General features: G+C 75.7%; 12 protein-coding genes. All 12 read right to left on the bottom strand.

Annotated elements, in window-relative coordinates:
* Nucleotides 1–30 precede the first annotated feature (30 nt).
* A complete protein-coding gene (locus ACN9M0_RS28205; RefSeq protein WP_426404405.1) occupies nt 31–2,619 on the bottom strand; it encodes a hypothetical protein in 2,589 nt (862 codons plus the stop codon).
* Complete coding sequence (locus ACN9M0_RS28200) at nt 2,616–5,045, bottom strand: hypothetical protein (RefSeq protein ID WP_426404404.1); 2,430 nt, start codon at nt 5,043–5,045, stop codon at nt 2,616–2,618. The genes ACN9M0_RS28205 and ACN9M0_RS28200 overlap by 4 nt, the downstream gene beginning before the upstream one ends.
* Nucleotides 5,042–7,618, bottom strand: a complete 2,577-nt coding sequence (locus tag ACN9M0_RS28195) for a hypothetical protein (protein ID WP_426404403.1) — start codon at nt 7,616–7,618, stop codon at nt 5,042–5,044. The genes ACN9M0_RS28200 and ACN9M0_RS28195 overlap by 4 nt, the downstream gene beginning before the upstream one ends.
* Nucleotides 7,615–11,424, bottom strand: a complete 3,810-nt coding sequence (locus tag ACN9M0_RS28190) for a tubulin-like doman-containing protein (RefSeq protein WP_426404402.1) — start codon at nt 11,422–11,424, stop codon at nt 7,615–7,617. Before ACN9M0_RS28190 ends, ACN9M0_RS28195 begins: the two co-directional genes overlap by 4 nt.
* A 22-nt stretch (nt 11,425–11,446) precedes the next feature.
* Nucleotides 11,447–13,870 (bottom strand): VWA domain-containing protein, encoded by a 2,424-nt coding sequence (locus tag ACN9M0_RS28185; RefSeq protein WP_426404401.1) that lies wholly within the window; start codon nt 13,868–13,870, stop codon nt 11,447–11,449.
* Between the two features lie 8 nt (nt 13,871–13,878).
* Nucleotides 13,879–14,565: a Pycsar system effector family protein gene (locus tag ACN9M0_RS28180; RefSeq protein ID WP_426404400.1), complete on the bottom strand. Its 687-nt coding sequence runs from the start codon at nt 14,563–14,565 to the stop codon at nt 13,879–13,881.
* Nucleotides 14,562–16,244, bottom strand: coding sequence for a hypothetical protein (locus tag ACN9M0_RS28175; protein ID WP_426404399.1), 1,683 nt, complete (start codon nt 16,242–16,244; stop codon nt 14,562–14,564). The genes ACN9M0_RS28180 and ACN9M0_RS28175 overlap by 4 nt, the downstream gene beginning before the upstream one ends.
* On the bottom strand, nt 16,241–18,742 hold the full coding sequence (locus tag ACN9M0_RS28170) for a hypothetical protein (protein ID WP_426404398.1): 2,502 nt from the start codon (nt 18,740–18,742) through the stop codon (nt 16,241–16,243). The genes ACN9M0_RS28175 and ACN9M0_RS28170 overlap by 4 nt, the downstream gene beginning before the upstream one ends.
* The gene (locus ACN9M0_RS28165) at nt 18,739–19,575 is read right to left on the bottom strand and encodes a hypothetical protein (protein WP_426404397.1); all 837 of its coding nucleotides are present in this window, start codon (nt 19,573–19,575) and stop codon (nt 18,739–18,741) included. The genes ACN9M0_RS28170 and ACN9M0_RS28165 overlap by 4 nt, the downstream gene beginning before the upstream one ends.
* Before the next feature lie 79 nt (nt 19,576–19,654).
* Entirely contained in the window at nt 19,655–20,380 is a 726-nt protein-coding gene (locus tag ACN9M0_RS28160) for a Crp/Fnr family transcriptional regulator (protein WP_399698973.1), read from the bottom strand.
* Between the two features lie 547 nt (nt 20,381–20,927).
* Entirely contained in the window at nt 20,928–23,456 is a 2,529-nt protein-coding gene (locus ACN9M0_RS28155; protein WP_366042899.1) for a polynucleotide kinase-phosphatase, read from the bottom strand.
* Entirely contained in the window at nt 23,453–25,015 is a 1,563-nt protein-coding gene (locus ACN9M0_RS28150) for a 3' terminal RNA ribose 2'-O-methyltransferase Hen1 (protein ID WP_426404396.1), read from the bottom strand. The genes ACN9M0_RS28155 and ACN9M0_RS28150 overlap by 4 nt, the downstream gene beginning before the upstream one ends.
* Nucleotides 25,016–25,129: the final 114 nt, after the last annotated feature.

Here is a 25,129-nt window from a genome sequence, read left to right as displayed (position 1 = left end):
TTCGACGGGGTCACCCCGCTCCCGTCGCGGTCAGGTGGCCCACTTGGCCACGCCGACCACCACGATCGCGACCACCAGACCGCCGATCAGCAGCGCGGCACGGCGCAGGAAGCGACGGGTGTAGCCGTTGCCGAGATCGTCCTGGTGGGAGACCGGGGGGCCCGCGGGTCCCGGGCGGTGTGCGGTGCGCGGCAGCCCGTACGCCTCCTTCAGCAGGCCGAGCCAGACCGCGTCCGGCAGCCCCGGGCGTTCGCCGTCGACGATCAGCCAGAACGCCTCCCGGGCCGAGGGCGCCGGGCTCGTCCGGAGGTGCGACAGCAGCTCGGCGAGCGTGCCGACGGGGGCGTCGCCGCCGCCGAGCAGGGGGCGGACCGCCCAGCGGTGCAGCTCGGCGGCGTTGGCCGCGCGCTGCTCCTCCGCCGGCTCGGACGGGTCGTCCCGCGCGGTGGGCGGGGGCACGGCCCACAGGTCCTGGCCGATGACCACCTCGCAGAGCTCCCGGCGCAGCGGATGCTCCCAGGACGGCAGGCGCCGGGCGATCTCCGCCAGGAGGACGGTGACGACGGCGTACGCCTGGCGCCGGCGCAGCGCGTCGAGCAGCTCGCGGCTGCCGCCCCTCCGGACGAGCTCCCGCGCCTCGTCGACACTGCCCACGGTCGGCAGCTTGTGCACGAGCCGCGTCTCCTCCTCCCGCTCCCGCCCGCGCGGCCTCCTGGGGGGCCGGCGCGCCCCCGGACCGGGCCCGGTCCACTGCGGCCCGACGAGCGGCAGGACGGGCCGGGGGTAGGCGCCGCCCGGCTGCCGGGGCGGGGCGTCGGGGGCGTACGGGGGCTCGGAGGGAGGCTGGGGTTCGTGAGTGGGGACACGTACGGGAGCGGGCGGGCGGACGGGGGTCGGCGGGGGTACGGGAGTCGGCCGGGGTACGGGAGTCGGCGGCGGCTCCGGGGCGTACGCGGGCTCGGGCGCGGGCTCGGGCTCGCGGACGGGCGCGGGTCGGGGCGCCGCCGGACTCGGTGCGGACGGCGGCTCGGGCGCGTGTCCGTCCGGGGTGTCCCGTCGCCCGGGGGGCCACGAGTCGCCCCGCCCGTCGTCGGACTCGGGACGACGGCCCGGCGGGACCGGACGCTCCGCCGGGCCCGTCCGTTCGGGCCGGACCGACGGAGCCGGGCCCGGAGCCGGACCGGAGGCATCGGACCACGGGCCCGGGGATGTCGGGTAGGGCGCGCCCGGAGCAGCCGGGTACGGCGAATCCGCCGCGTCGGGGTGCCGGCGGTCCCGGTCGCCCGGGTACTGGGAGCCCGCCGGATCCGGGTGCCGGGGTTCCGGGTACGGGGCGCCCGCCGGATCCGGGTACTGGGGGGCCGGGTACTGGGAGCCCGCCGGATCCGGGTACTGGGGGGCCGGGTGCTGGGAGCCCGCCGGATCCGGATGCCGAGGGTCCGACGCGCCCTGGTCCCGGGGGCTCGGGGCGTCCGAGTCCCGGGGGCCCCAACCGCCCTGATCCCCGGGGCCCCAGCCGCCCTGGTCCCGGGAGTCCCGGCCTGCCTGGTCCCGGGAGCCCTGGCCCGCCTGGTCCCGGGAGCCCTGGCCCGCCTGGTCCCGGGAGCCCTGGCCCGCCTGGTCCCGGGAGCCCCCGCCCGCCTGATCCCAGGGGTCCCCGCCCGCCTGATCACGGGGGTCCGGCGCCGTACGGTTCCTCGGGCCCCGGCCGCTCCCCCGGTGGTCGAAGGAGTCCAGCGTGTCCGCGGCTCGGGCCGCCGTCTCCAGGAGCGGGCCCCGGTGCGCGGAGGCGGCGGTGTGGAGGACCCTGCCGACCACGTGATCGCGGCCCTTGCCCTCCTCGACCTCCCCCAGGTGGTGGCGGACCAGGCGGGCCGCGATCTCCTCCGCCCGGTCGCCGCACCGCTCGCGCGGGTCGACGCGGCGCCGCTCGGTGTTGCGGCTCGCCGCCCCGGACCAGCGGCCGACGAACGCGAAGCGGAGCGCGGGCAGTTCGACGGTGTCGTGGGTGGCGAAGGTCCACGGCCGGTTGGTGAGTGCGCCGAGCATGCTGTGCAGCCCCCACAGCACGGGGTGGGCGGTGTCGCCGCGTTCGTCGAGGACGGTGAACCGGTCGTCGGGGTGGCGCAGGAACTCCGCGACCGTGCCGACGAGCTCCTCCGCCGCGTACGGCAGGAGCCGGTCGAGCTCCGCCTGCCCCCTGCTCGCGGCGGGGCCGAGGGCCTCCTCCGGGACCACCGGCAGCAGGCCGCGCGCCTCGGCGGCGCGCACGGCGGCGGCGCCCTCCCAGTCCCAGCCGTGGAGCCCGAGGCAGACGGAGGGCCTGAGGAGGTTGGGCGCGCCGACGAGGGCGTGGCAGAGCACCGAGGTCCCCCCGTCGGCGTCCGTGAACGGCAGGCGCCGGATGAGCGTCACATGGGCGCGCCGGCGGAGCCGGATGAGGGCCGGCCGGGTCTCGTCCCCGCTGGCCCGCAGGACGGGGCCGAAGATCTGGAAGATCTCCCCGGCCTCGTCGCGGGGCCCGGACCAGGCGACCGGGCCGAAGCCGGTGTTGCCGGTGAGGTTCTCGCTGTCCCAGCGGAAGACGATCTGGTCGACCTCGTTCTCCGACCGTGTCATCGGACGATCCCCTCTCTGGGTTCCGCCCCGGGCAACAGCCCGCACAGGGCGAAGAGCGACAGCAGTGGCGCGAGGACCCGGCGCGGCCGGGCCCCGTGCGGAAATCGGTCACCGCGCGCCTGCCCGCCGGTCGCGGCGACGAAGTGCAGGGTGCAGTCGGCGCAGTCGTCGAAGGGCTTGAGCCAGGCGGCGCCGGCGTGGTGGGCGAGGAAGGCGTACGCGTCCCGGCTCTCCTCCCGGAGCGCGGCGGGGTCGTGGCGGCCGGGCAGCGCCCGGCCGAGCCAGCGGTCGACGACCGGTTCGAAGCGGACGAGGTCGCTCTTGTTGACGGCGAGCGCGGCGGGCGCGGCGACGAGTCCGCCGCGCTGCCGGGGGATGCGGTTGAGCACGGTGGTGAAGGCCTCGTCGCCGAGGTCGCGCCGCCGCAGCCCGCTCTGTTCGCGCACCGGGTCGAGACCGGGCAGCCGGAGGGCGCGCAGCGGGTCCAGGACGAAGACGAAGGCGTCGACGCCCATGAGGAAGCGGCCGACCTCCCCGTCCTGCGCGAGGTCCTCGCCCGCGAGGTCGAAGAAGACGACGGGCCGGGCCGGCGCGCCGCCCGCCGAGACGAGCAGGCCGTCGGCGAACCGCGCGAACGTCTGCTGTCCGGTACGGCCCAGCTGCCGCCCCTCCTTGAGGGTCTGCACCCGTTCACGCACGAAGGTCCTGTGCGCCTCGGGGTTGAGCGGCCGGCATTTGAGTCCGTACGGTTCGAGGCCGCCGAGTTCGACCTCGCCGAGCATGGCGGCGAGGAGGTGGGTCTTGCCGACGGAGGAGCTGCCCACGAGGGCGACGGAGAGCGGTTCGCCGTTGGTGAGGTAGGGGACGGGGAGTTCGTGTTCCTCGTCGCCGTCCACGGTGTGCGGGCACAGGTGGTAGGCCTTGCGCAGGGCGTCCGCGACGTGGCCGGGGCGGCGTTCGGCACTGAGGTCGAGCGGGATCCGGTTGCCCTTGGCGTCGATGGTGACGAGCAGCCGTTCGTCGTACTCGACGGGGAGCAGGCAGTGCGGGCACATGCGGCTCCGCGACGGCATGAGCGGCGCCGGTTCGGGCGTCACGACGGGCGCGACGGGCCGGAAGCCGTCGCCTCCGCCGCCGAAGATCCGGTCGCGCAGGGAGGGGCGCGACGGGCGCACGGAAGGCGGGGGCGGTTCATCCGCCTCCACGTGCGGCGGGGCGCCGCCGGAGGCCGCGCGTTTCCTGGCGATCTGGTGGTCGTACTCGGTGCGCCACCGGTCGAGCGGGTCGGCCGCCCCGACGCCGGTGGCGAGCGGGTCGGGGACGTGCAGCAGCCGCATGAGCTCGGCCGGGCGGGGCCGGTCCGCAGCGCGCGCGGCGAAGAGACCGCTCTGCCCGAGGGCGGCGAGACGCCGGTAGTCGGCGAGGTCCGCCGGGGGCCCCTCGCCCCGGTCGGGGCGGCCGGCGAGCAGGTAGTAGGCGAGTTCGGCGACGGACCACAGGTCGTCGCGCGGGTCCGCGGTGCCGTGGCCCGCGCGCTGTTCGGGCGAGGCCCAGGGGGCGCCGCCGAAGGGCTCGCGGGCCTCCCCGGCGCGCTGCGCCGCGTACGGCTCGCCGAGCCGGACCCGGGCGCCGTCCCACCGTACGGTGTCGGGTGCGAGGGCCCGGTGCACGAGGCCCGCCTCGCCCAGGAGCCTTACGGCCATGGCGAGTTGGCCGGTGATGCGCTCCTGGGCCTCGGCGCCGAGGCGCCCCACCCACTCGGACAACGGGCGGCCGGCGGGTGGCCGGTACAGCACGAAGGGCTCGGCGGCGGTCAGGTCGAAGCCGACGACCCTGGCGAAGACCGCGCCGAACTTCGCGCCGCCGTACCGCCGTTCGAGGGCGACGGCGACCTCCACCTCCCGCTCCAGGAGGCCGTACGCGTGCGGGTCGCCCTGCGCGGACGAGGCCAGGCGGTACTGGACGACGTGCGAGCCCGCGCCCAGGATCGCCCGGCGGGCGAGGACGCCGGGGCGGCCGGGCGGCCGGCGGTCCTCGCCGTACCGGACGGTGAAGCGGACCGGCTCCTCCCGGTGGGTGAAGAACTCCAGCTCCTGGTAGTACGGATGGGTCGGCGTACTCGGCTCGTCGAGGTGGTCGGGGTGGTCCGGGCCGATCGGATGGTTGGCGTCGCCCGGATGGCCGGCGCCGGTCGGTCGAGGGTCGGTCGGGTGGTTCGGGTCTGTCGGGCGACGGTCGCTCGGCTGGTTCGGGTCGTTCGGATGGCGGTCGCTCGGGCGGTTCGGGTCGTTCGGGTGGCGGTCGCTCGGGCGGTTCGGGTCGTTCGGGTGGCGGTCGCTCGGGCGGTTCGGGTCGTTCGGGCGACGGTCGGTCGGCTGGTTCGGGTCGTTCGGGTGGCGGTCGCTCGGGTGGTTCGGGTCGGTCACGTTTCTTCCGCCTCCTCGGCGCGGACGGTGTGCACGACGTCCGCGCGCAGCGGTACGAGACGGAGGATGCCGGCGTGCCGTCCCGCGCCGGTCCACACCACGTCCTCGGCGGTGCCCCGCCAGATGTCGTCCCCGGCGGCCCCGCGCCGCATCGCCTCGGGCACGAAGCGGACCTGCCGGGCGGCGAGCGGGTCGTGGGAGAGCAGCCGCAGGTGCTCGGGGCCGCAGAGCGCGACCGCACGGCCGGGGTCGTCCTCGGCGAGCAGCAGCCGGGCGACCGCGTCGGCGGCGACCCCGGTGAGACGGGCCGCGTCGGGCCGTTCGGAGCGGTCGGTGAAGGCGGCGAGGGAGGTGAGCGCCTCGGGATCGCGCAGGCCCTCGTACCGGGGCGGCGGCGAGGCGGCCACGTCCCGCTCCAGGCGCAGCCGGGTCTCGTCCAGGAGCTCCGTGAGCCGCTGCTCGTGACCGGCCCGCGCGAGGGCGCCGGGGTCGCGCTCGATGCCCGCCCAGCACCGGTCGAGGATCAGGACGGTCCCGGCGACCAGGTCGCCGACGAGGGTGTCGACGAGCGCGGGGCCCCCGTCCCCGTACCTCCGCTCCAGCCAGCCGGGCGCGGGAACGGGCAGGGGCCCGTCGACCCGGACCCCGGGGTCCGGGTCGAACGGGCCGTGGGCGGCGGGCGCGGGGAACGGGTCGGGTTCCTGGCCGGCGTGTCCGGCCGCCGCGGGTTCCGCGTCCGCGCCGGGCCAGAGGCCGCCGTCCGCTCCGTCGCCCCAGTCGTCCGCCTCGTCCCTCCAGTCGTCCGCGTCGTCGCTCCAGTCCTCCCAGCTCCAGGACACCGCTCCGGCCTCCCGGGCCGGTGGAGGCTCGGCCACCGGGTGCTCGCCCTTCCGTACGGCCGACGGCTGCCCGTGCGCGTCGGCGGTCTCCGCGAGCCCCCGGAGCAGCGCGGCCACCGCGCCCGCCCCGGCCGAGCAGTGGTGCCGCACCTCGGCGAAGAGCCAGTCGTGCACGGCGGTCGTGACCACCAGGGTCTGGATCTCCCGCAGGATCCGCCAGGCCTCCTCCGGGTCCGCGCGCGCCCACCAGTCGTCCACGGCCCGGGTCCAGTCGCGCAGCGCGAGCAGCAGGACGCCCGCCACGGACACCGTGGCCGCCACCGCCCCCGCCCAGACGGGCAGGCCGAGGAACTGGCCGATCCCCGCGCCGACGAGACCGCCGAGCAGCCCGCCGAAGAGCCGGGGCGCCGCGCCCGTGGCACCGCCGCCGTCGATCCGCCCGTCGGGCGAACGGTTGGGCCTCCGCCGCAGCATCAGATGGGCGAGTCCCGCGGCGAGGACGCCGACGGCCGGACCGAGGACCCAGCCGAGCAGCGGCCAGACGCCGGCGAGCAGCGCCAGGAGCCCGGTCACGGCGAAGGCCGCGGGACGCGAACCGCCGGCCGTGAACGGGTACCGGGCGCCGAGCCGCCGCAGCCGCTCCGGGCCGCAGATCGCGTCGAGCCGGGCCAGCCGGGCTGCGCTGCCCACGGGCGCGGTGCGCGCGGACAGCGCGGACAGCCGGGCCGCCACGGACCGCAGCGGCAGCCCCTTGCCGATCAGGTCGTGGGTGAGGTCCCGCAGCGCCGGGACGATCCCGGCCCGCGAGATCTCCCGCGGCAGCTCCGGCAGTTCGACGCCCCGGTCGCGCAGCACCCCCCGGTGCTCGGCGGTGAGCCGGGTGCCGCCCGCCGCGCCGAACGCGTCCGCGACGGCGGTACGGAAGCGGTCCAGCTCCTCCGTCACCCGCTCGACGTCCGCCGGCAGGTCGAGGCCCCGGCCCGCGGAGGTGAGGAGGCCGGCCGGGCCCCGGACCCGGTGGTAGCCCTCGACGGCCTCGCCGACGGCCTCCTCGCAGGCGGCGAGCCGGGCCCCCGCCCTGCCCTGGAGCGGCAGCCAGCCGTGGCCGGACAGGGAGCGCGGGACGCCCTCGTCGAGGAGGAGCGCGAGCGCGGCCGGCACCTGCTCGGCGGAGACGTTCACGGCCGGGACGTCGGGTCCGGTCAGGCCCTCCACGGCCTGCCGCCAGGCGCGCGCCCTGGCCTCGTCGGTGAGGTCGTGCTCCAGGACCCGCACGGCGGGCACGGCGACGCCGTGCACCACCTCGCCGAGCGCGCGGAGGACGGCGTCGAAGACCTCGGGCGTGGACAGGACGTCGACGAGCGGGCGCAGCACGGCCTCGCCCGGGACGCCGTCCTCCGTGGAGTCGAAGACCCACAGGACGCCGGCGGCGGGCGGGCGGAGGGTGAGGGAGCGGCTCAGGGTCCGTTCGCCCCGGGCGCCGACGGCCAGGCAGACGACGTGCGCGGGCCCGTAGGAGGACAGGCGCTCGTAGAGCAGCTGGTGGGCGACGAGCCGGTCGGCCTCGTCGACGACGAGGAAGCGCCGCTCGCCGCCGGGCTGCGGGACGTCCAGGGCCGCGCGGACGGCGGCCTCGGAGTCGTACGCCCCCGGCGCCGACGTGCGCAGGTCGAGGCAGACGGCGTGGCCCGGCAGCGGCCGTTCGGGAAGGACGGGAAGGGCTCGTGGGCTCACTCCGTCTCACCGGCCCGGTCGCGGCGGTGCGGCTCGTCGTCGAAGTCCCGTCCGTGGTCGGCGCCTCGGCCGGGACCCCGGCCGGAACCGGAGTCCGGCCCGTGGTCCGGCTCGTAGTAGGGCCCGTACTCGTCGGAGTCCGGTCCGTAGTCCGGCTCGGGCTCCAGCTCCCAGTCGCCCTCGTAGACGGACGGCGGGACGGGCCTCCCGTCCGGTGCGGGGGCCGGCCGGTCCGCGTAGGCGGACCGGGGATCGCGGGCGGGTCGGTGGTCGCGCCCGGCCCGGTCGTCATGGCCTGCCCGGTCGTCATGCCCGGCCCGGCCGTCGGGTCCGGCGCCGTTCCGGGAGCGGGGCTCGTACGACGGGCGGGGCTCGTACCCCTTGGGCTCGGGCTCGTACGACGGTCGCGGCTGGTACCCATCGGGCTCGGGCTCGTACGACAGACGCGGCTGGTACCCATCGGGCTCGGGCTCGTACGACAGACGCGGCTGGTACCCGCCGGTCCCGGGCTCGTACGACGGTCGCGGCTCGTACCCACCGGGCCCGGGCTCGTACGACGGGCGCGGCCTCGACCCGTGCTCCCGGCGCGGCCCGGCCCCGTACCCCGCGCGGGGTCCGGCTTCGTGGCGGGCCGGGGGGACCTGGCCGGACCGCTGCCCCTGCGGGCGTCCCTGGCCCTGGCCCGGTGCGTGGCGTTCGTACAGGGCGCGGAGGTTCGCCCGGGTCGCGCGGGCCGCGCTGGGGAAGCGCATCTCGAGGGCGCCCGGGTAGGTGACCTCCCAGAAGTGGCGGAGCGGCGCGAGCCATTCGCTGTCCGCCGCGCCGTACTCGGCGGCGATCTCGTCGATCAGGACGAGCTGGCGCGGGGCCACGTTCTCCACGAAGTGCGTGAACAGCGGCGACGGGGGCGCCGGGACCTGGGCCAGGCCCTTGGGCAGGGCGCGCATGAGCCGTTCGCAGAACTGCTCGATGATCTGCCCCTCGTCGAGCAGCGCCCAGCGCTCGTACGCGCGCAGCAGCCCCGCCCAGCTGGAGAGCGAGCCGTCGAAGCCCTCCAGGCGCAGCGACATGGTCGCGGACTCGCCCTCCTGGAGGCGGATCCGGACGAGGTCGGGCGAGTCGGCCGGGCCTTCGGCGGCGATGTGGCCGTTCCACATCGCGCACAGCAGCCGGTGGAGGATGCGCTGCCGGTCCTGCTCGGTGGAGACGAGCCAGTCGTCCTGGTAGCCGAGCCGCTGGCGCCATTGCAGGAAGTCGTCCTCGCCGCCCGAGTCGCGGGCCTCGGACCAGAGGCTGAGGACGCTGCGGACCTCGGAGATGTCGGTGAGGTTCATGCCGCTGCGGAAGAAGACCACGGTGATGGAGTCGGTGTCGACGGCCCGGCACTCGGGGAACACCCGGGAGGGCAGGTTGAGTTCCTGGGCGAGGAAGCCGGCGGCCCGGCCGTCGGACTCGCTCGCCGGGTGCACGATGAGGATCTTGAGCGGGCCGCTGCCGTCCGGGATGAAGCCCACGGGGAGGAGTCCGGCGAGCCGCGCGCGGAACTGGTCGAGCCAGCGGGGGTCGACCTTCGCCTCGGCGGTCTCGTCGCCCGCGGCGGCCCGCAGCAGCAGTTCCATGGAGGGCAGCAGGGGCTTGGCGAAGACGTCCTCGTTGGCCTCGCCGAAGAGGCGCTTGACCCGCCGCTCGACGACCTGCTTGATCTCCTTCACGGCCGCCCCGGAGGAGCGGCGGACCGCGTCGAGGGCGCGCCGCCAGTCGTCGGGCCCGACCAGCCGGTCGAGGAGGGTCGCGGCGTCGGTGCTCTCGGGGAGGCCCATGCTCTGGGCGAGGCGGTCGACGACGTCGTCGTAGAAGGCGCGCAGGGTGTTCTGCGGGGGCAGCAGGTAGGCGATGCCCGCGCGGTCGTCGCGGTAGAGCTCGCGGCGGCTGTCGGCGAAGGACTTCGCCTCGTCCTGCTCGTGGGCCCGGAGCACCTTGGTCAGTTCGGCGACCTCGTTGGTGACGCGGTGGAGGGAGGGCCGCCACTGGGCCTCGCCGGCCTGCCAGCCGCGGTGCCACAGGACCCGGGCCCGCCACTGGTACCAGGCCTCCTGCGCGGCGAGCGTGTCCTGGACGTCGGGGTCGGTCCAGCGGGCCGGGACGACGCCGCCGACGGTACGCCGGATGTGGGGGATGTTGGGGGCGGAGGTCTGGACGTTCGGGGGGCGTTCGGGCTCGTTGCGCCGGTTGTCGAGCATGCCGGTGAAGCCTTCCCTGGCCACCCGGTCGGAGTGGCCGGGCAGTCCGGCGAGGACGGTCTCGAGCTGGAACGGGCCGATGAGGCCGAGGAGTTCGCGTGCTCCCGAGCCCGGCTTGAAGTCCTCGGTGAGGCGGGGGATCTCGCGGGAGAGGTGGACGTCGAGGCGCTGGAGGGAGTCCTCCATGTCGTGGAGGCGGTGCCGTAGTTCCTGGGTGATGTCCCGGCTGCCCCGGGGGAGCTGCTCGGGCAGCGGCACGTCCGGTGCATCGCGGCTCCACAGGCGGCCGATGCCGGAGCGGGTGAAGAGGTCCCGGACGTGGTCCTGTCCGTCCCGGGCGGGCCTCCGGGCCCGTTCGGACATGCCGCGGACGGCCTGGGCGAGGAGCCGGGCGGCGACGATCTCGGCGAGGTCGTCGACGGGCACGGTGAGGGAGGCGGCGAGGCTGGTGGACATGCCGCGGTAGCCGATGCCGGTGCGGGCCGGGGTCGAGCGCTCCACGGCCTTGTTGATGAAGCTGGCGGCGAAGGACTGGTAGTCGTCGTCGGCGCGGTTCCCCGACCCGGTGTCCTCGCCGAGTTCGGTGCCGATCAGCGACATCACCATGGCGGTGATGGAGCGACGCAGGTCCTCGGTGCCGATGACGGCCGGCTTGGAGAAGAGGAAGGCGGTCTGCATGGTGGCGGGGCGCAGGGCGACGACCCCGTCGCCGGGGTAGGTGACGCTGAGCCGGCCGCGTTCCTCGACGTCGCCGACGGTGTCGAGGGCGTCGGGCACGTTCTGGTCGTCGACGAGCCGCGAGAGGTCCACGAGGGCTCGGGCGGCGTTGAGTTCGGCCTCGCGTCCGCCGCCCGCCTCGGGCGGGAAGGCGGAGGGCATGACGACGAGCGGGTAGATCTTCACGCCGGGCACCTTGGCATTGCGGAACTCGTGCCCGATGAGGTGGATGAAGTCGTAGAAGATGCCGGCTCCGGTGCCGCCGGCGACGGAGAAGGCGACGAAGACGTCGCAGCCCCGGATGCGCCCGCCGCCGACCCGCTTGAGGTCGCCCGCCGCCTGCCCGATGGCGCCGATCGCCTCGCGGAGCTGGCGCAGGACGGGTTCGAGGCCGGTGCGGAGGGTCGCGAAGAGCGCGGCGCGCCCGACGGTCGGGAGCTGCCCCGCGCCGTTGTTGAGGGGGGCGACGCGCGGCTGGCGGGCCTGGGGCGGCAGCCAGAGCCGGGTCTCCTCGTGGAGGGAGACGCGCAGCATGCGGGCCACCTCGGGCGAGGTGTCGAAGTCGGTGGGCAGCAGGTCGCGGACCATCCGGGAGGTACGGGCGAAGGCGGCGCCCTCCGCCCCCTTGGCGCGGAACTGCGGCTGGCCGAGCAGCTCGCCCTCGCTGAAGTCGGCGTAGACGAACTGGAGGCAGTCGGGCAGCTGGAAGGGCAGCCGGCGGCCGCCGTCGACGAGGTCGGTGCCGTCGGGCCCGCACAGTTCCCGGCGCAGCTGGCGTTCGAGTTCGCTGCCGATGCGTCCGCCGGTGCCGCCGAGTCCGACGAAGAGCATGGGCTGGTAGATCTTCATGTCGTCTCTCCTCGGTACCCGGTCAGAAGTTGCGGTCGTAGGTGTCGGACCCGCCGGTTGCCCCGCCCGCTCCCGGGCCGGACCCCGCGGCGGCTCCCGTGTCCGTACGGGTGCCGGGGTCCGTACCGCGTCCGGAGCCGCGGCCGGAGCCGGTGCGCCGGGGATCGCGGGTGCGCCGCGACCACGGGAGGTCGCGGGTCCTCGGGGTGGGCGTGCGCCCGCCCCGTACGACGAGTTCGTGGTCGCCCAGGCCGATGGGCTCGCCGGCCCTGACCGGCACCTGCCCGGCGCCCCGGGACCGCAGCAGCAGCTCGCCGGAGCCGGTGCGGCGCAGCACGTGGGCGGTGGCGGCGGCGGTGCCGCGGACGTTGCGGAGCGTCGGCGGTCCCCCGTACGGCTCGTCGACGGTGAAGGCGAAGGCCCCGCTCTCGCTCTGCCCCTTGCGGACGGTCAGCGTGTACAGGGACCTTCCGTCGTCGCGCAGTTCGAGCGTGAGCCCGGTGAGGTCGCGGCGCCGCCGCCGGGCGACGAGCCGGATGGCGGTGAGGACGGCGAGGACGAGCACGACGACGGCGCCGCCGGTGACGGCCTTCCACCAGCGGTCCCACCAGGTCGGCGGCGCCACCACGAGGACGTCGAGGAAGGCCGTGTCGAGGACGGCGTCGCGGGCGCCGGTGTCCACGACCGCGATCCGGCCGCCCAGTTCGCCGAGGGCCGTGCCGGCGGCGAGGGTCACCGTGAAGGGGATGCGGGTGCTCTTGCCCGCGGCCGCGGTGACCGATGTCGGGGCGACGGTGATCTCGGTGCCGGGCGTCTGGTCCTGGAGGGCGAGCCGCAGGGTGTGCGGCGCGGAGTCGTTGTTGGTGACGTCGAGGGTGCCGCGGACGGTGCCGCCCGGGTGCACGGTGGTGCGCTCGACGGCGAGCCCCGCGGTCACCACCGGCACGTCCGGGCCGCGCCGGGCGTGCACCGGGCGCCGGTCGGAGGTGATCCCGGGCGCCGCCATGCGCGTGACGAGCTCCAGGTCGCCGGTGGCCCCGGCGGGCAGCGTGAACGTGCCGGTGAACCGGACGTCCCCGGCCTTCGCGTCGGGGGCCCGGCCGTCGTCGGCGAGCCGGAAGGTGAAGGGCGCGAAGCCCGCGCCGGCGACCTCGGCCGAGGCCGAGAGACCGGCGAGCTGCCGCGGATCGGTGATGACGACGCCGCGCCGGGTCTGCATCCGCACCTGCACGGTGACCTTCTCCCCCGCGCGCGGGGACGCCGGGTCGAGGGTGACGTCGGAGCGGAGGCGGCCCTGCCAGATGGCGCGGACGGCGACCTCCCGGTCGCCGTGGCCCTCCGGCGCCTCGATGTGGACGCGCCAGCGGCCGGGCAGCGGGTCCTTCACGCGCAGCGCCTCGACCGGCCCGTCCTGGCCGCTCACCTCGAAGGACGAGCCGTCGAACTCGCCCCCTACGGGCACCTTGCGGCCCGCCGGGTCGTAGTACGTGACCCGCACCTTCGGGTCGTGCTTGGCGACCGTGAGGGAGCCGTCGGTGGCGAGCGGCGGGATCGTCACGGTCAGGTCGGCGGGCGGCTTCCCGACCGTGCCCTGGGCGATCCGGGCGCAGCGGGCGGCGGCGAAGGTCTCCTGGAGCGCCTTGTCGATCTCCGCGGAGGTGCCGACGACCCGCATGACGGGGACGGAGCCGGGGATGTCGGAGCAGGCGCCCCGGTAGCCGCCCTCGGCCATCGCGGTGAGGGCGGAGCGGTCGATCTCGCTGCCGAAGCCGAGCGGCCAGATCTGGACGCCGGCCGCCCGGGCGCGGGCGAGCTCCTCGGTGAGCCGCCGCGCCCCGTTCGACTGTCGGGTGTCCCGGTCGGTGCCGTACTCGGGGCTGTCGGCGACGTCCAGCTTCCCGTCGGTGAGCAGGAAGACGACCTTCGGCGCGGCCGGGGTCTTCGCCCCGTCGGGCCGGGCCTCCGTGAGGCGGGTGACGGCCTGCCGGATCGCGGCCGGGAAGTCGGTGCCGGGGCCCATGCGGGCGGTGTCGATGTGGCCCAGCTGCTGGACGCACTCGCTGAGCCGCTCGCGGCCCGCCGCGTCGGCGACGGTGAGCGGGCAGACCTCGCGCACGGGCGACTGGCCGGACTTCTCGGAGCTGCCGAAGCCGATGACGGCGGCCCGGGAGCGCTCCGATATCTCGCCCTGGCTCAGCAGCGCGGCCGCCTCGGTCTCACGCGCCAGGTCCTTCTCGGCGAGGCTCGCCGACTGGTCGACGACCACGGCGAAGTCGAGCGGGTCGGGCCCCTCGGCGGGCTCGGCGGGCTCGGCGGCGGTACGGGACGCTCCCGGGGCCAGGCGGAGGGCGGGCGCGCCCGAGGCGGTGGGTGCCGCGAGCGGGCCGGAGAGCACGAGGAGCGCCCCGGCGAGGAGCAGGGCGCTCCCCTTGTTGGTCCACTGCATGTTCTCTCTCACCACAGTTCGCTGAAGAGGGCCAGGAGGGCGCCGAGCGCGAGCGCGGACACGCCCAGGCGCAGCCACCGGTACTTCGCCGCGAGCACGAGCCCGTGCACGCCGGCCTGTTCGAGGAGCCAGTCGGTGGCGCCGGCGCCGGACGCGCCGAGCCGCTCGCGCAGCTCGGGCGCGGACGGACCGGCCGTCAGCTCGCGCAGGAGCGTGCGGTCCGCCCCGATCCGGGTGCGCGGCAGGACCACCGAGACGAGCATCAGGACCCCGGCCGTCCACAGCACGCCCGCCGCGAGCAGGAACGCGAGCCCGACGCCGCCGGTGGGCAGCGGGGCACGGTCCCCGGAGAACACGACCGCGAGGAAGGCGAGGGCGCCGGAGAGCAGGATCGCGGCCTTGGTGTCGGCCCGGCCGATGTCCTCCCGGACGGTGGCGAGGAGCCGCTCGGCCATGAACCGGACCTCCTCGGACGGTGCGGGCGCGGGCGCCTGGTCGGGTACGGGGGCGGGCGCGGGTGCCTGGTCGGGCGTGGGGGCGGGGGCGGGCGCCTGGTCGGGTACGGGGGCGGGCGCGGGTGCCGGGTCGGACGTGGGCGTCCGATCGGGTACGGGGGCAGGCGCCGGCGCCCCGTCGGGTACGGGGGCGGGGGCCGCTGCCCGGTCGGCCACGGGGGCCGGGTCCGGGGTGCTCATTCGTCGTCCCAGTCGTCGAAGTCGGCGCTGGGCCGGGTGGGCCTGGTGGGCCGGCGCTGCCGGTCGCGGCCCTCGCGGTCGTACGGGTCGTCGCGGTCGTACCGGTCGTTCCGGTCGTACGCGTCCGGCTCGTACCGGTCGCGCCCGTCGTCGAACCCGTCGTCGCGCCGGCCCCGCGACCGCCCCCGCTCGCGCTCCCGTTCCCGTTCGGAGCCCGACTCGACGCGGGTCGGTTCGTAGACCCGGGGGTCCCGCGGGGACTCGCCGTGCTCCTCGTCCCAGGACCCGCGCGGGGCGTCCCGGTGGTCCTCGTCCCGCTGCTCCTCGTCCCAGTCCGGGGCGCCCGGCTCCGCCGAGGCCTCCTCCAGGGCGCGCCGCCGCCGGGGGGTGTCGCCCGAGGGGTTGAGGACCCGGTCGGTGATGCCGCCGAGGACGGTGCCGGTCTGGGACCGCAGGTACATGAGCACCTGGTACATCTGCTCGCCGATGTCGTGCCGTTCGAGGACGCCGGTGTCCAGGAGCCGGTTGAAGACCCGCAGGTAGTCCTCCTGGCCCTCGCGCCGCTCCCGCTGGAGCTGGGTGCGGATCTCCCACTGCTTGTCGGGGTGCATCGCCATGTGGTGGGCGATCTGCGCGAGGTCGCCGCGCCGGAAGAGGGCCTCCATCTCGCGGGCGCGGTCGGCGACGAGCGCCCGGTCGGCGGCGTCCCTGCGCCGCTCCGCCTCGGCGACGCGCTCGTCGGCCTCCATGGTGACGCCGACGATGTCCCGGCGGGAGACCTCGGCCTTGACGGTGTCGTCGAGGTCGATGAAGACGAGGACCCGGGTGCGCAGTCCGATGTCCCGGCCGAAGCCGAGGCGCCCGGTGGCGAGTTCCTCCCGCACGGCCTCGTCGGCGCGGTGGGCCTCGGTGATCCGGAACCGCCGGGAGACCCTCCGCAGCCCGTCGAGCAGCTCGTCGTGGAGCAGTTCGGCGACGTCCTCGACCTGCTCCTGGACGACGAGGTGCGGGTCGGTCACCACCCACTGGACCTTGGCGACGGCGTCGAAGAAGACGCCGTCGCCCGCGGCGGGCAGCTGGAGCCGGAACTCGGTGACATTGCGCCCGAGTTGCACCTCGAAGACGGTGTACGGGGAGCCGAACATGGGCTTGTTGACGTCCTCGGTGCGGTCCGGCCAGACCACCCGGTGGCCGCCGTTGCGGTAGAGGAGCACGGCGGCGACCCGGCCGCTGCGGCGGCGGTACGGGGGCGCGTACTCGCCGACGAGGGGGCCGCGCGGCCGTCCGGAGGCCGCGGATCCGCCGGTGGCCGCCGCGTGCCGCCGCCCCTGGCCGCGCGCCTGTTCCGGTTCCTCGTCCCCCGCGGGGCCGAGGTCGAGGTCCGGGTCCGGTTCCTCGTCCCCGTCACGGCCGCCGGGGTGCTGTCCGCCGTTCTGCCGCTCGTACGGCTGCCGCTCGTACCGCTCCTCGTACCGCTGCCGATCCCGCCGGTCCGGTCCGTCGTACCGCTGACTGTCCTGCCCTTCGGGCCGCTGCCGTTCCCGCCCGTCCCGTGCGTCGTACCGCTGCCGTTCCCGCCCGTCACGGGCCTCGTACCGCATGCGCTCCTCGCGGTCCCGCTCGTCCCACCGCGCCCGCTCGTCCGGCCGCGCGTTCCTGTTCTGCTCGGGCCCGGTCATCGGTTCGCTCCTTCCGTGACGGCGTCCCACATCCGGCGCGCCGCGCTCCTGTCCAGGGGCCGGTCGCGGTCCCGGACGAGTTCGTTCAGCAGTCCCCTGAGCCGGTCCCGGTCGCGGCGGTCCACCGCGAGGCGCGGCAGGAGGGCGCGGACGTGCCCGAGCGCCTCGGGGTCCTTCGCGGCCCGCCGGAGCATGCCGCCGAGGGCTTCGAGGGCCGCCTCTCCTGAGCGGGCGGTGGAGAGCGTGTGCCGCAGCAGCCGCGCGAGTTCGGGCGCGAGCGCGGGCCGGGTCGCGAGCAGCGCGACGAGCAGGGGCCGGGCCGCGTGCTCGTCGAGTTCGGGCACCTCGCGCAGTCCCCACAGGTGGGTGGTCCGGGTGCTCAGTGCGCGGATGACGGCGAGGTGGACCAGGTTGGCGAGGTTGAGCCTGCCGTCGTCGAGCCACTGGTGGAGCCGGCGCAGCACGGGTTCGGGTTCTCCGGAGGCGAGGAGGCGGGCGACGCTGAAGGAGGCGGGCACGAGCACCTCGACGTCGGTCGACTCGCGGGTCCTGACGACCCGGGCAAGGGCGTCGAGCGAGCCGGAGACGCTCCCGGCGGCGAGGACGTAGCCGTGGGCGAGCAGGGCCGTCCTGACGAGCGTGTCCTCGCCGGATCCGGCCCAGTCCTTGAGCACGGCGGCGACCGCCGGCCGGACCTCCGGGTCGCGGGCGGACTCGGCGAGCGCGGTGGCCGCGGCCATCCGGGCCCTCGGGTCGTCCGTCACCGCGAGCGGCACCACGAGCTCGCGGAAGCCGTGGATCCAGTCCCAGGAGCAGAGCACCCCGGCGGCGACGGAGGCCCGCACCCACACCTCGGGGCGCGGATCGTCGCACAGGGAGCGCAGCCACCGTGCCACCGGTCCGCGGACGTTGTGGTAGCCGTGCCAGATCTCGCCGAGGACGGCGCCGGCGAGCGCCTCGCCCTGGAAGCGGACGGCCCGCACCGGCACCTTGGCGGGGCCGAGGTCCAGCTCACCGTCCTCCAGGACCGCCCGGGCCTGCACCGGCCGGTGCTCGGCGTGCGTGCCGAACAGGCGCCGCCCGGGGGCGTGGTCGGGATCGAGGGTGACGGCGAGTTCCCAGGCGAGGAGTTCGGCGGCCTCGGCGGCGAGGCTGTAGGCGGAGCCGTCGAAGACGGCGACGGCGATGCGGAACGCGCCGGCGTTCAGGACGGGCAGCGCCTCCGGGAGCGCGCCCGGGCGGTCGGCGCCGGCGAACCACTCGCGGGCCTGGGAGCGGACGAAGCTGGCGCATTCGGCGAGGAGTTGCCCGTCCGTCATCTCGCCGCGCCAGTGCCGGGCGAGGTGGTCGGCGAGCCGGGCGGCCTCGCGGGGCCGCAGTTCTTCGAGGCCGAGGGCCCGGACGACGTCCGGGCGGCGGGCACGCTCGCGCGCGGCGCCGAGGGCCTCGTCGGGTTCGGCGCGCAGGAGGTGCCAGAGGTGGCGGTTGAGGACCTCGTCGGCGGGCGGGGGCGCGCAGTACATGCCGTACCGGCCGCGCAGGAGCCGGTCGGCGAGCTCGCCGTTCTCGACGAGGACGATCCCGTACGCGTCCCGGCCGCGCAGCAGTTCGCCGAAGCGGTCGAGGTGCAGCTCGGAGAGCCGGGTCGCGGGGCGGCGGGCCGCCGCGGCGGGCTCGCCCCGGCCGGAGCGGGCGGTTCGCGGCTCGCTCTCGGTACGGACGTCCTCGGTGAGCAGCTCCAGCAGGTGGCCGCCGCTCTCCTGGAGGACGTCCTCGGTGATCTCGTCGACGCCGTGGCGGGGGTCGAGGCGGAAGACCTTGCCGCCGGTGAGCTCGTCGAGGAGGGCGAGCGCGGTGGCCTTCCGGCCGCTGCCGGGCTCGCCGCAGAGCACGAGGACCCGGTGGTCGCGGAGCCGGTCCCGCATCCGGGCGTACCCGGCGGTCGCGCAGTACACCCGGCCGAGGTGGTCGAGCGTCTCGGGCGGGACGGGCCCCTGGACGAAGAGCGAGGAGCGGTCGGAGCCGTACAGGGCGAAGATCTGGTTGCCCTCGAAGACGGTGCCGTCGCCGTGGATCGTGGTCAGGCGGTCGACGGGCGCCCCCGCCCAGGTGCGGACGGCCCGCTGGGCGGTGGCGGCGCCGCCGGTGTCGCTCTCGCCGCCGAGGGGTCCCCGGTCGGCGGCGGCGAAGACGCTGGGCTCGCGCGGCTGCTCGCCCGTACCGTCGGCGCGCTCGCCTTCGCGGTCACCGCGGTCGCCGCGGTCGCCCCGGTGCGCCCGATCCCCGCGGTCGCCTCGGTGCGCCCGGTCGCCCCGGTCGCCCCGGTCCCCCCGGTCGCCTCGGTCCCCGCGGTCGCCACCTCGATCGCCCCGATCACCCCGGTCGTGCGCGTCCGCCCGGCCGCCCCCGTCACCGCGGCCGCCACCGCCCCCGTCGCCGCGGTCGTGGCCGGAGGCCGGGGTGTCGTTCCCCGTCGCCGCCTCGTCCTGGTCACTCATTCCGGCTCACCCGCCCCCGTACCCGAGCCCTTGCGGATGCCGGTGAAACCCCCGTGGATGGTGTTGCCGTGGACGTCGAGCAGGTCTCCCCCGACGTGGTACGTACGGTTCCCTCCCCCGGTCCGGGGCGTTGGGCCGTCCCCCCGCGACGGCCCAACGCCGGTCCGTGAACCCCCCGCGGGCACCGGCGGCTCCCCCTCGGGCGCCGCCCGCTCCCCCTCGGATCCGGCCAGCGGCGGGGCGGTCCTGCGCGGTACGTGGAACCACGCGGTCTCGTCGGTCTCCTTGGACCGGATGCGGGCCGGCCGGTAGTGGGCCGGCTCGACGTACCGCCCGCCCTCGGCGACCACGTTCCCGTACAGCCAGTCCGAGACGACGACCAGCAGGTCGACCTCGGGGCTCTCCGCCATGATCCGCTTGGCGGGGGCGCTGTCGCAGAGCCGCGCGGCGAGGTCCACCGCCCGCCCGACGAGCCCGTGCGCGTCCTGGGCGACGAGCCCCGCGTTCATGCCGATCCGCAGCCGCAGACGCCTGCTCCGGCCCCTGTTGTGGGCGCGGAGGCTCTCGTACAGGGTGTCGATCCACCGTCCGACCATGAGGGTCGGCGGCACGTCGGGGCGCAGGGCGGCGAGGATGCCGTCCCCCCGGTCCTCCTGGTGGAAGGTGCCGGGTTCGACCCCGACGGAGCCGTACGCCTCGTCGAAGGCGGCGTACATCGCGGCCCGGTGCAGTTCCTTCCCGGCCATGTCCAGGGTCCCGGAGCCGCAGATGTCGCCGAAGACGACGAACCGGTGGATCCCGCCCGCTACCCCGTTCACTCCCGCACTGCTCACTCTCGGACTCCCTGTGTGTGGTGCCGTGGTGGTGCGCGTGTCCAGACTGGCCGCGTGCCGCGACCGGCGATGTAGCCGTTTACACACCCGGCGGAGATTCGTCCGCCGGATTTCCGCCGGGGCGCGCGCGCCCCTGCGCGAGCAGCACCAGGACCCGCATGTCGATCACGACGACGGTGCGGTTCGCGGTGCGGACGACGTCCTGCTCCCGCAGCAGGCGCAGCGCCTTGGCCACCGCCTCCCGGGTGGCTCCGATGGCCGCCGCCAGGTCGTGCTGGGGCAGCGGGAGGTCGAGCACGGTCCCGCCGTCCGCCCTCCGTCCGGCGCGCTCGGCCAGTTCGACGAGCCGGGCGGCGAGGCGCTGGAGGACGGTCTCGGAGGCGAGCGCGCGGCGTTCGACGTCGGCGCTGCGCAGCCGGGTGGCGAGCTGGCGCATGATCAGCGCGGTGGCGTGCGGCCGGGCGGCGAGGAAACGCCGGAACCGGTCGCCGGAGACGGCCACCGCCTCGACCGTGCCGAGGGCGGTGACGCTGGCGCTGCGCGGTCCCCGGTCGACGGCGGCGAGGTCGCCGACGACCTCGCCCGCTCCGCGCAGGGCGAGGATGAGCCGCGATCCGCGCTCGGTGCCGACGGAGACGACGGACCAGCCGGAGAGGAGCGCGAGGACGTAGGCGCTGGTGTCGCGTTCGCGGATCATCACCTCGCCGGGTTCGTAGACGCGCCGGGCACCCTCGGCGAGCAGCGACCGCCGGTCGGCCGCGGGGAGGGCGTGGAGGAAGGAGCGGTCCTGGCCGAAGAGACTCATCGCCGCTCACCCCCGTACCGTCCGCGGGCCCTCCGGGGAAGACCGTCCGCCGGTGGCCGACCGGCATTTTCGCGTGTGTGTTCCCACCTCATGTGACGTGCTCCGCCACACTATTGACGCTGCGTCACGTGATGGGGTGAAGAACGCTAGAGGGTGCGGAAGAAACGCGTCAACGAGCACGGGGGGCGCAGGGGAGCGCCGTCGCCGACGCCCCTGCGCCCCCCGTGGGAGCGACCCGGCGGGCTTCGCGAAGCCTTCGTGAAGGCTTCGCGAACGCCCCGGAACCCGCGCTTCGCGGGAGCCGGGAACCCGGGCTTCGCGGGAGCCGGAAGTCCGGGCTTCGCGGGAGCCGGAAGTCCGGGCTTCGCGGGAGCCGGGACTCCGGGCTTCGCGGGAGCCGGAAGTCCGGGCTTCGCGGGAGCCGGGACTCCGGGCTTCGCGGCACCGGAAGCCCACGCTGCGCGGGAGCCCGGAAACCCACGCCTCACGAACGGCCCGGGCCCCGCGCTCCAGGGGAGCCGGGAACCCGCGTTTCACGGGAGCCGGGTCAGAGCCGCGGGTCGACCGGCTCCGACTCCAGGGCCAGGACCGCGAAGACGGCCTCGTGGACCCGCCAGAGCGGCTCGCCCTCGGCCAGCCGGTCGAGCGCCTCCAGGCCGAGCGCGTACTCGCGCAGCGCGAGCGACCTCTTGTGGCCGAGGAAGCGCTGCCGCAGCCGCTCCAGGTTCTCCGGGCGGGTGTACTCGGGGCCGTAGATGATCCGCAGGTACTCCCGGCCGCGCACCTTCACGCCCGGCTGCCCGAGCCGGCCCCCGGCGTCGCGGACGAGCGCCGCGAGCGGCTTGACGACCATGCCCTCGCCGCCCGCTCCGGTCAGTTCCAGCCACCAGTCGGTGCCGGCGCGGACCGAGGCCTCGTCGCCGGTGTCGACGACGAGCCGGCGGGTGACCTGGAGCAGCCCGGTCGGGTCGTGCTCGACGAGCCGGTCGAGCCAGGCGAGCTGCTCGTCGTGCGGCACTGCCGCGAGCGAGCGCCCGCGCGCCGCGAGCAGCTGGAAGGGCGCGAACCGCACGCCCTCCAGGCCCTCGGTCGGCCAGCAGTACCTGCGGTACGCCTCGGTGAAGGCCGCCGCGTCCACGGCCCGCTCCCGCTGCCGGGCGAGCAGCCCGTCGATCCCCTCGACCCCGCGTCCCACCGCCCGCTCCAGGGCGTCGATCGCCCCGGGGAGCACGGCGCCGGAGGCGGCGCCGACCGCCGCGTACTGCGCGCGGAGCAGCCCGGCCGACTTGAGGGACCACGGCATCAGTTCGCCGTCGAGCAGCAGCCAGTCCGTGTCGAGCTCGTCCCAGAGGCCCGCGGCACCGATCGCGGTCCGCAGCCGGCCGAGGACCTCCTCGGTGACGTCCTGATCGTCGAAGAAGGGCCGTCCGGTACGCGTGTGCAGGGCGCCGGTCACGCCGGTGACGCCGAACGTCTCGCGGGCCGCCGCCTCGTCGCGGCAGACCAGGGCCACGGCGCGGGAGCCCATGTGCTTCTCCTCGCACACGACCCGCTCGACGCCGTCCGCCCGGTACTGGGCGAAGGCCTCCGCCGGGTGCTCCAGGTAGCCCTCCTCCTTCGAGGTGGCGGTCGGCGCCATGGTCGGCGGCAGGTAGGCGAGCAGCCGCGGGTCGACCGCGAACCGGCTCATGACCTCCAGGGCCGCCGCGGCGTTCTCCTCGCGCACGGCGACGTTCCCGAGGTGACGGGTCTCCACGGTCCGCCGCCCGTGCACGTCGGCCAGGTCCAGGGGCCGCCCCTGGTGCCCGCCGGGCGCCTCCGTGGCGAGCGGCCGGGCCGGCTCGTACCAGACGCGCTCGGCCGGTACGTCGACGAGTTCGCGCTCCGGCCAGCGCAGCGCGGTCATCTTCCCGCCGAAGACGGCCCCGGTGTCGAGGCAGATGGTGTTGTTGATCCAGGAGGTGTTCGGCACGGGCGTGTGTCCGTACACGACGGTGGCCCGCCCCCGGTACTCCTCCGCCCACGGGTAGCGCACCGGCAGCCCGAACTCGTCGGTCTCGCCCGTGGTGTCCCCGTAGAGCGCGTGCGAGCGCACCCGCCCGGACGTCCGGCCGTGGTACTTCTCCGGCAGACCGGCGTGGCAGACGACGAGGTTCCCGCCGTCGAGGACGTAGTGGCTGACGAGCCCCTCGATGAACTGCCCGACCTCCGCCCGGAACTCCTCGCTCTCGTGCCCCAACTGCTCGATCGTCTCGGCCAGTCCGTGCGTCTCCTGCACCTTCCGTCCCTTGAGCCACCGGCCGAGCTTGTTCTCGTGGTTGCCCGGGACGCACAGGGCGTCGCCCGCGGCCACCATCGCCATGACCCGGCGCAGGACGCCCGGCGAGTCGGGGCCGCGGTCGACGAGGTCGCCGACGAAGACGGCCGTCCGCCCCTCCGGGTGGTGGCCGTCGACGTAGCCGAGCTTCGCGAGCAGGGTCTCCAGCTCGGAGCGGCAGCCGTGGATGTCACCGATGATGTCGAAGGGGCCGGTGAGGTGCCGCAGGTCGTTGAAACGGCGCTCCAGGACGACCTCGGCGTCCTCGACCTCCTCCACGGAACGCAGCACGTGCACCTTGCGGAAGCCCTCGCGCTCCAGACCGCGCAGCGAACGGCGCAGCTCCCGCCGGTGACGCTGGATGACGTGCGCCGGCATGTCCGCCCGGTCGGGCCGGGCGGCGTTCCGGGTGCGGCACACCTCCTCGGGCAGGTCGAGGACGATCGCGATCGGCAGCACGTCGTGCGCCCTGGCCAGCTGGACCAGCTGACGCCGGGCCTCCTGCTGCACGTTGGTGGCGTCGACGACGGTCAGCCGCCCCGCCGCCAGGCGCTTGCCCGCGATGTAGTGGAGGACGTCGAAGGCGTCCCTGCTCGCGGACTGGTCGTTCTCGTCGTCGGCGACGAGCCCCCGGCAGAAGTCGGAGGAGACGATCTCGGTCGCCTTGAAGTGACGCCGGGCGAAGGTGGACTTGCCGGAACCGGTGGCACCGACGAGCACCACGAGGGACAGATCGGTGACGGGCAGGGTGCGGGTCATGCCGTGACCTCCTTCAAGGTCTCGTCGGTACGGCGGTCGGTACGGTCCTCGGTCCGGGGGTCGGTACGGTCCTCGGCACGGGGGTCGGTACGGTCCTCGGTCCGGGGGTCGGTACGGTCCTCGGTCCGGCTGAAGACGGCCATCTGGGTCGGCGGCCCGACCTCCGGGTCGTCCGGGCCCACGGGGCCGAACTCGACCGCGTACCCGTACCGCCCGGCGACGCCTGCCGCCCAGCCCCGGAACTCCTCGCGGGTCCACTCGAAGCGGTGGTCGCCGTGCCGGACGTGTCCGGCCGGGAGCGACTCCCAGCGCACGTTGTACTCGACGTTCGGCGTGGTCACGATGACCGTACGGGGCCGGGCCGAGCCGAACACCGCGTACTCCAGGGCCGGCAGCCTCGGCAGGTCCAGGTGCTCGATCACCTCGCTGAGCACGGCCGCGTCGTAGCCGGCCAGCCGCTTGTCGGTGTACGCGAGGGAGCCCTGCGTCAGCGTCACCCGGGCGGCCTGCCGCTCACCCATCCGGTCGAGCCGCAGCCGGCGGGCCGCGATTCCCAGGGCGCGGGCGGACACGTCGACACCGACGATCTCGGTGAAGCGCGGGTCCTTGAGCAGGGCCTGCACCAACTGTCCCTGCCCGCAGCCGAGGTCGAGCACGCGGGCCGCACCGGAGGCGTTCAGCGCGGCGAGGATCGCCTCGCGCCGCTGCTCGGCGAGCGGCACCGGACGCTCCTCCGTGTCGGTCGTCTCGTCGACGGCGTTGTCGACGTCCTCGACGTCCAGGCCCTCGGCCTCGGCGAGCCGGACCAGTTCGAGCCGCTCGGTGGCCTCACGGGCCAGACCCCAGCGGCGCGAGAGGTAGCGGGCGGTGATCAGCTTCCGCTCGGGGTGGCCGGCCAGCCAGCCGTCACCGGCGCGCAGCAGTTTGTCGACCTCGTCGGGCGCCACCCAGTAGTGCTTGGCGTCGTCGAGGACGGGCAGCAGGACGTACAGGTGGTTGAGCGCGTCCGCGAGCCGCAGCTCGCCCTCCAGGACGAGACGCACGTAACGCGAGTCGCCCCACTCGGGGAACTCCCCGTCCAGGACCACCGGTTCGGCCTCCACCGTGTCCCATCCGAGCGGCCCGAACAGCGCCCGCACCAGCCCCGCGCCGCCCCGGGCGGGGAGCGCGGGGACCTCGACGCGCAGCGGCAGCGGCGCGGCGGCCCGCTCGGGCATCGCCTTGCACTCGCCGTGCAGCGCGGTCTTGAAGACCCGGGCGAGCGCGACCGCGAGCAGCGAGGACGCCGCGTAGGGCCGGTCGTTCACGTACTGCGCGAGCGCCGAGTCCGGGGCGCCGCCCCGGCCCTTGCCCTTGCCGCGGCGCACGAGCGCCACGGGGTCCACCTCCAGGAGGAGTGCCGCCGTGCACCGCTCGACGCTCGCCTCGGGATAGAGGACGTGCGCCGTGCCGTGCGAAGTCGGGAACGCCTGGGCCCGCTCGGGATGCTTGTGCAGCAGGAATCCGAGATCGGTCGCGGGTCGCTCCGGGTTGCCGTAGGTACTGATCGTCAGGAACACATGCCCGAGTATGAGCGCCCCCGCCCCCACCGACCAGGCATTTTCCCCGCCCCGACCACCGACCGAACCCGCCGACGACCGAACCCGATCGACGGCCCGACCGGCCGCCCGACC

It is taken from the genome of Streptomyces sp. R-07, from assembly GCF_049913175.1.
GTDB lineage: Bacteria > Actinomycetota > Actinomycetes > Streptomycetales > Streptomycetaceae > Streptomyces.
The sequence above is the reverse complement of the archived record's forward strand: the minus strand, read 5'-3'. Positions and strand labels throughout refer to the sequence as shown.

Excerpts from the sequence above, each read along its gene's own strand:
- ACN9M0_RS28155 (WP_366042899.1), bottom strand. The coding sequence starts at position 23,456 with ATGACCCGCACCCTGCCCGTCACCGATCTGTCCCTCGTGGTGCTCGTC.
- ACN9M0_RS28180 (WP_426404400.1), bottom strand. The coding sequence starts at position 14,565 with ATGAGCACCCCGGACCCGGCCCCCGTGGCCGACCGGGCAGCGGCCCCC.
- ACN9M0_RS28205 (WP_426404405.1), bottom strand. The coding sequence starts at position 2,619 with ATGACACGGTCGGAGAACGAGGTCGACCAGATCGTCTTCCGCTGGGAC.
- ACN9M0_RS28185 (WP_426404401.1), bottom strand. The coding sequence starts at position 13,870 with ATGCAGTGGACCAACAAGGGGAGCGCCCTGCTCCTCGCCGGGGCGCTC.
- ACN9M0_RS28170 (WP_426404398.1), bottom strand. The coding sequence starts at position 18,742 with ATGAGTGACCAGGACGAGGCGGCGACGGGGAACGACACCCCGGCCTCC.
- ACN9M0_RS28190 (WP_426404402.1), bottom strand. The coding sequence starts at position 11,424 with ATGAAGATCTACCAGCCCATGCTCTTCGTCGGACTCGGCGGCACCGGC.
- ACN9M0_RS28160 (WP_399698973.1), bottom strand. The coding sequence starts at position 20,380 with ATGAGTCTCTTCGGCCAGGACCGCTCCTTCCTCCACGCCCTCCCCGCG.
- ACN9M0_RS28175 (WP_426404399.1), bottom strand. The coding sequence starts at position 16,244 with ATGACCGGGCCCGAGCAGAACAGGAACGCGCGGCCGGACGAGCGGGCG.